The organism is Stenotrophomonas sp. 05L44_2 (assembly GCF_056665995.1).
In genome coordinates, this window is sequence record NZ_JBFTNR010000186.1 from 1 (window position 1) to 5,950 (window position 5,950).

8 protein-coding genes and 1 pseudogene are annotated in these 5,950 nt (G+C 66.0%); 6 read left to right on the forward strand and 3 right to left on the reverse strand.

Annotation, left to right across the window (positions count from 1 at the left end):
* Positions 1–299 (forward strand): annotated as a pseudogene (locus tag AC1VAN_RS08470) (histone); the annotation flags it as partial.
* Between the two features lie 141 nt (positions 300–440).
* Positions 441–1,139 (forward strand): hypothetical protein, encoded by a 699-nt coding sequence (locus AC1VAN_RS08475; protein WP_059064128.1) that lies wholly within the window; start codon positions 441–443, stop codon positions 1,137–1,139.
* A 15-nt stretch (positions 1,140–1,154) separates the two neighbouring features.
* Here the strand turns inward: AC1VAN_RS08475 and AC1VAN_RS08480 are convergent, their stop codons facing one another.
* Complete coding sequence (locus AC1VAN_RS08480) at positions 1,155–1,514, reverse strand: DUF1428 domain-containing protein (protein WP_025878363.1); 360 nt, start codon at positions 1,512–1,514, stop codon at positions 1,155–1,157.
* A 278-nt stretch (positions 1,515–1,792) separates the two neighbouring features.
* Between AC1VAN_RS08480 and AC1VAN_RS08485 the strand changes: the two genes are divergently transcribed.
* Together AC1VAN_RS08485 and AC1VAN_RS08490 are read left to right on the forward strand one after the other, a co-directional pair.
* Complete coding sequence (locus AC1VAN_RS08485) at positions 1,793–2,365, forward strand: OmpO family porin (protein WP_025878364.1); 573 nt, start codon at positions 1,793–1,795, stop codon at positions 2,363–2,365.
* Positions 2,366–2,555: 190 nt separating this feature from the next.
* Complete coding sequence (locus AC1VAN_RS08490) at positions 2,556–3,233, forward strand: response regulator (RefSeq protein WP_033832821.1); 678 nt, start codon at positions 2,556–2,558, stop codon at positions 3,231–3,233.
* A gap of 9 nt (positions 3,234–3,242) precedes the next feature.
* Here AC1VAN_RS08490 and AC1VAN_RS08495 read toward each other — a convergent pair whose 3' ends face one another.
* Positions 3,243–3,632: a DUF6165 family protein gene (locus tag AC1VAN_RS08495; RefSeq protein WP_025878366.1), complete on the reverse strand. Its 390-nt coding sequence runs from the start codon at positions 3,630–3,632 to the stop codon at positions 3,243–3,245.
* A gap of 165 nt (positions 3,633–3,797) precedes the next feature.
* Between AC1VAN_RS08495 and AC1VAN_RS08500 the strand changes: the two genes are divergently transcribed.
* Complete coding sequence (locus AC1VAN_RS08500; RefSeq protein ID WP_080150464.1) at positions 3,798–4,496, forward strand: TorF family putative porin; 699 nt, start codon at positions 3,798–3,800, stop codon at positions 4,494–4,496.
* On the opposite strand, the gene AC1VAN_RS08505 is transcribed toward AC1VAN_RS08500, so the two are convergent.
* Positions 4,493–5,641, reverse strand: coding sequence for an MFS transporter (locus AC1VAN_RS08505; RefSeq protein ID WP_428700737.1), 1,149 nt, complete (start codon positions 5,639–5,641; stop codon positions 4,493–4,495). The genes AC1VAN_RS08500 and AC1VAN_RS08505 overlap by 4 nt on opposite strands.
* Before the next feature lie 144 nt (positions 5,642–5,785).
* Here AC1VAN_RS08505 and AC1VAN_RS08510 point away from each other — a divergent pair.
* A partial coding sequence (locus AC1VAN_RS08510) for a LysR family transcriptional regulator (RefSeq protein ID WP_480985624.1) occupies positions 5,786–5,950 on the forward strand: 165 nt, incomplete at its 3' end.

The window sequence follows — 5,950 nt, forward strand, 5'->3', positions numbered from 1 at the left end:
CCAAGAAGGTCGTCGCCAAGAAGACCGTCGCTGCCAAGAAGGTCGTCGGCAAGAAGACTGTCGCTGCCAAGAAGGTCGTCGGCAAGAAGACCGTCGCTGCCAAGAAGGTCGTCGGCAAGAAGACCGYCRCTGCCAAGAAGGTTGTCGGCAAGAAGACCGCTGCTGCCAAGAAGGTTGTCGGCAAGAAGGTCGCTGCTACCCGCAAGACGGTCGCCAAGAAGGCTGCACCGCTGAAGAAGGCCGTGGCCAAGAAGGCTCCGGCCAAGAAGGCCGTGCGCAAGGCTGCCAAGCGCAAGTAATCGCGCGTGGTTTGAAGGCCCTTCCGCTCATCGGGCGGGAGGGCCTTCTGCGTTTTCGGGGGGGGGGACTGATCATTGCCTGGCGTGGATCTGYGGCAGCAGCCTGGGGCAAGATGAAGGTCTTCCGCAGGAGCCCTGACCATGCGCGGCATCGATTTCAGTTCCTGGCAGGGCGTGCTGTCCACCCTGGCCGGGTTGGTCCTGATCACCCTGCTCGGCGTGGGCATCCGCCTGCTGGTGATGCAGACCCTGCAGCAGCGCCGCGAACGAGAGAATCGGCAGATCAATGAGCGGCTGCGTACCTTGATGGCGGCCTACAAGACGCTGGGCGGCTCCTTCACCGGTGAGCTGGGGGTCGATCCAACCCACCTGCGCGACCTGCGCCAGCGGGCCCACGAAGAAGGCATCGCCGAGCCGGGCTCGGATCGGGCCCGGCGCATCCGCGATGCGGTCGAAGCGGCCTTGTCGGACATCCTGCTGCTGGGCACCGACGAGCAGGTACGGCTGGCCGCGCGCGCTGCCAGTGAACTGGCACAGGGGCGTGCGGTGCACACACACGAACTGGTGATCTCGCTGCGCGACTTCGTCCGCGAGGCGCTGGACCTTGCGCCGGTACCGGCCGACCTGGAGATCCCGCGCCAAGGGCCTACCCGCCCTGCGGGCAGCGGTGGCGGAAGTGGCAAGGGCCGCAACGAGGGCGACGCCAAGGGCGGTCGCACCGGTGGAGGTGGCGGCGGTGGCGGCGGCATGGGTGCCGGAATGGGCGGGCTGGGTGTTGGTGCCGGTGCTGCGCTGGGTGCCGGCCACGCGGCCGGTGAGGATGAAGCGGGCGCCCGCTGAGGACGCCCGCCCGGGTCAGCGCTTGAGTTCGAAGATCGGCTCGAATCCGCCGTAGATCATCCGTGCACCGTCGAACGGCATGGGATTCTTCGACGGGTCCAACCGCGGGTCTTCCATCATTTTCTGCATGCCTGCATCGCGGGTGGCCTTGTCCGGCCACTCGATCCAGGAAAACACCACGGTCTCCTCCGCCGTGGCTTTCACCGCGCCGAAGAAGTCGGTGGTCTTGCCGTGCGGCACGTCATCGCCCCAGCACTCGACCACGCGCAGCGCGCCGTGTTCGAGGAACACCACGTCGCCGCTGCGCGCGTGGGCGAGGAACTTCTCCTTGTTGGCGGTGGGCACCGCCAGGACGAAACCATCGATGTAGCTCATCGCTTGCCTCCGGAATGGACCGTGCCAGGTGCACGGCCTTCATTGAGTCGACGCTTCAGGGCGCGGCAAATCGACATCGATTGCCGCGCCATTGAATCGAAGCGCGTGCGCGTACCGCGCGCGTATGCCTGAGCCTTGCTGAATCAATGCAAAAAATTCAGCAATGCGAAGACCGCTGTTTTCAGGGAGCGTTGTGGCGAATAACGGAGAATTTACATTCCCGATGCGATGGCGCCCTGGCGCTGCTGCACACCATAAGAAAGTAAAGGTGTACCCCCATGAAGAATTCGCTGATTGCTCTGGCTCTGGCCGCTGCCCTGCCGTTCACCGCTTCGGCCGCCGAGAACCTGTCCTACAACTACGCCGAGGCTGACTACGCCAAGACCGACGTTGACGGCATCAAGGCTGATGGCTGGGGCGTGAAGGGTTCCTACGGCTTCCTGCCGAACTTCCACGCTTTCGGCGAGTACAGCCGTCAGGAAGTCGACCACACCAACATCAAGGTTGACCAGTGGAAGGTCGGTGCCGGCTACAACGTCGAAATCGCTCCGTCGACCGACTTCGTTGCCCGCGTCGCCTACCAGAAGTTCGACCAGAAGCACGGCCTGGATTTCAACGGCTACAGCGCTGAAGCCGGTATCCGTACCGCGTTCGGTGCCCACGCTGAGGTCTACGGCCTGGTCGGTTACGAAGATTATTCGAAGAAGCACGGCGTCGACATCGACAGCCAGTGGTACGGCCGTCTGGGTGGTCAGGTCAAGCTGAACCAGAACTGGGGCCTGAACGGCGAGCTGAAGATGAACCGCCACGGCGACAAGGAATACACCGTCGGCCCGCGCTTCAGCTGGTAATTGCATCTACGGCGCGCCCGCGCGCTGTTCGTGCTGAAACAGGCCCGGCATTGCCGGGCCTGTTGCGTTGTGGGAATCAGAACAGAGTCTGACTGCGATGCGCGGCGTCATGTTGCATTGCAATGAATTGGATTCCGCCACCGCCAGTGGCGGCCTACGGTGGATATCCCGTGCTGCCGGATACACCGCGATGCCGCCCGTACTCCCACCGCTGCTCCCCGACCGGCCGCGCCGTCTGGCGCTGCTGGATCCGCATCCGGTGCTGCGGCTGGGGGTGGAAGTGCTGCTGCACCAGCACAGCGGCGTGCACGTGCGCGGCAGCTACGCCAACGAAGATGACCTGGTGGAACTGCTGCAACGCGAACCCGGCTGCGTTGACCTGCTGGTGATCGATGCGCTGCCGCTGGGGGATCTTGGCGACGGGTTGCAGCTGCTGCGCGGATTGTCCCGGCGCTGGCCCAGCCTGCCGATACTGGTGCTGTCGGCGCACTGCAATGCCAGCACCGTGGCCACGACGATGCAGGCCGGCGCACGCGGCTTCCTGTCCAAGGCGACCACGCCGGAAATGCTGCTGCGCGCGGTGGACGTGGTGGCCCGCGGTGGGCGGTTCGTGCCCCCGGAGCTGCGCACGCAGCTGAATCGATCGCGCGCGCGGCGCATGTCGGCGCCCAGCCTGACGCCACTGAGCCGGCGTGAACGCGAAGTGCTGCGGCTGGTGCTGCAGGGGTGCAGCACCGGCGAAGTGGCCCGGCGCTTCCAGCGCTCGGCCAGCACGATCAGCACGCAGAAGAAAGCGGCCTACCAGAAGCTCGGCATCCGCAGCGATGTCGAACTGTTCCGCATCCGCCACCTGCTGGAGTGTGGCTGACGGGCGCGCTTACTCGCCCTGGTACTGCTTTTCCTCGACCAACGCCGAACCGGCAACACGGTTGATCTCGTTCTTCACCTGTACGCGTTCGCCGTTGGTGCCGTACACGCCGCGCGCCAGCTGGATGAACGCCTCGTCGAATACCTGCGCCGCTTCCTTGTCGCGCAGCTGGTCCTGGATCTCCCACATGCGCTCGTTGATGGCCTTCAACTGCGTCTTCAGCGCGGCCAGTGCCGGCTGCGCGTCAAGCTGCTGCTGCAGCAGCGGCAGCAGGCCGTCAAGCTCGGTGCGCACGTTGGCCAGCTTGGTCGCATCGTCGATGCGCTCGGCCTTGATCTCGAGAATGGTGATCTTGTCGATCAGCTCGCCGATCGATACCGGGGTCAGGATGGCGTCCACGTGGTTGGTTCCTGGAAATAGGCCCGCATGATACCGCGCCCACCGCAGCGCGGATTTACGCTGAATTTGCGCTGGCACGGCAGCATCGCCATCGAACCGTTACGGCCCTGCCATCGACACTGCCGTCCCGGCGGACAGACCGCCTTCGACGAGGAAGTGAGTGCAGTGAAGAGCAAGGGGATGATCATGGCCAGCGCGGCCGCACTGGCGGGGCTGCTGTGCGCCGGCAGCGTGCAGGCGCAGGTGCAGGTGAGTGGCACGGCGGCATTGACCAGCGACTATGTCTGGCGCGGCAGTTCGCAGAGCGAGGGCGATCCGGCCGCGCAGGTGGGGGCAAAGGTGACGGTGGGTTCGGGCTGGTATGCCAGCGCATGGGGATCGAATGTCTCGTTCACGCCGGACAGCGGGGCACGCAGCGAGTTCGATCTCGTCGCCGGCTGGTCCGGCGCGCTGTCGCCGGACTGGAGCCTGGATGCGAACCTCACCCGGTATGTCTATCCGGGCACTGGCCGCGCACTGGACTGGACCGAACTCAATGTCACCACCACCTGGAAGCAACGCGCCTGGCTGCAGGTTGCCCACTCCAACGATGCCCTGGCCGGCGGCCGTCGCGGCACCTACGCACAGCTGGGCGTGCGGGTGCCGTTGAACGAGCGCGTGCGGTTGGAAGCGGCGGTGGGGCAGTACTGGCTGGCCACCGCGCAGGGGCCGGACTACCTGCATGGCCAGCTCAGTGCCATTGCCACGTTGACGCCGGCCTGGGAACTGCGCGCCACCGTGCATGACACCGACAGCGCCGCCAAGCGTCTGTTCCCGGGCAATGCCGGTGGACGCTGGGAACTGGCGCTGCAGGGCAGCTTCTAGTCGGCCGACGCGGCCTGGCGTGCGCGCCAGGCACTGGGCAGCCACACCAGCAGGGCCAGTACCGCCACCGCGGTACCGGCCACGCACACGCCGGTCCAGCCGAAACGCTGGTAGACCTGTGCCGACAGCAGCGAGCCCAGCGAACCCCCGATGAAATAGCCGGTCATGTAACCGGCATTGAGGCGGTTGCGTGCCTCCGGCTGCAGTGCGTAGATCAGGTTCTGGTTGCTGACATGCAGCAGCTGCGCGGCCAGGTCCAGCACCACCACGCCGACCAGCAGCGCCAGCAGCGAATACGCCGACAGCCCCAGAGGCAGCCAGGACAGCAGCAACAGCACCAGCGCAATGGCCGTGGCCCGGCCGGTCTGGCCACGATCCGACATGCGCCCGGCAAGGCCGGCAGCCAGCGTACCGGCGGCACCGACCAGCCCGAACAGGCCGATGGTGGCGTCGCTGTAGGCATACGGCGGCTGCGCCAGCAGGAAGGCCAGTGGCGTCCAGAAGATCGCGAACATCGCAAAGCTGCACGCGCCGAGCAGCGTGCGCTGGCACAGCACCGGTTCCTGCACGAACAGCGTGCCGATCGAGCGCAGCAGCGCGAAGTAGCTCAGCCCGGCGCTGTGGTGGAAACGCGGCAGGCCGCGCTGCAGGGCCAGCGCGGTCAGCACCAGCGTTCCTGCAGCGATCGCATAGACCAGGCGCCAGTCGCCCAGGCTCGACAGCAGCCCGGCCACGGTGCGTGCCAGCAGGATGCCCAGCAGCAGCCCGCTCATCAGCGTGCCGACCACGCGGCCGCGATGCTCCGGTGCGGCCAGGGTGGCGGCGAACGGCACCAGCACCTGCGCCACCACCGAGAACAACCCGGTGATCGCGGTACCGGCCAGCAGCCATGGCAACGACGGCGCGCACGCGCTGATCACCAGCCCGCTGGCCGACAGCAACGTCATCACCACGATCAGCCGGCGGCGCTCGAACAGRTCACCCAACGGCACCAGCAGGATCAGGCCAGCKGCGTAGCTCAACTGCGCAGCGGTCACCACCATGCCGACCTGGCCGAAAGGCACGCCGAAGGCATCGGCGATGGTATGCAGCAACGGCTGCGCGTAGTAATTGCTGGCCACCGCGACGCCGGTGGCGACCGACATCAACAGGATCTGCCAGCGCTGCAGGGGAGGAAGGGAAGGAGACACGCGATGTTCCGTGAAGCAGGGCAGCACAGTGTCTGCCTGCTGCGGTCATGATGGAAATGAATCATCATCATCGCTGTCATCTGGAATTGAGATACGGGTGTGAACCTGAAGCAGCTCGAGTTCGCCGTGGCCCTGGCTGAAGAGGGCAACTTCACCCGTGCGGCCGCGCGCTGCCACGTCGTGCAGTCGGCCCTGAGCCATCAGATTGCCCATCTGGAGCAGGAGCTGGGCACGGTGTTGTTCGAGCGGCTGCCGCGCCAGGTG

Bases quoted from the DNA above. Each gene is read 5' to 3' on its own strand.
- AC1VAN_RS08490 (WP_033832821.1), top strand. From the start codon at position 2,556: ATGCCGCCCGTACTCCCACCGCTGCTCCCCGACCGGCCGCGCCGTCTG.
- AC1VAN_RS08475 (WP_059064128.1), top strand. From the start codon at position 441: ATGCGCGGCATCGATTTCAGTTCCTGGCAGGGCGTGCTGTCCACCCTG.
- AC1VAN_RS08485 (WP_025878364.1), top strand. From the start codon at position 1,793: ATGAAGAATTCGCTGATTGCTCTGGCTCTGGCCGCTGCCCTGCCGTTC.
- AC1VAN_RS08480 (WP_025878363.1), bottom strand. From the start codon at position 1,514: ATGAGCTACATCGATGGTTTCGTCCTGGCGGTGCCCACCGCCAACAAG.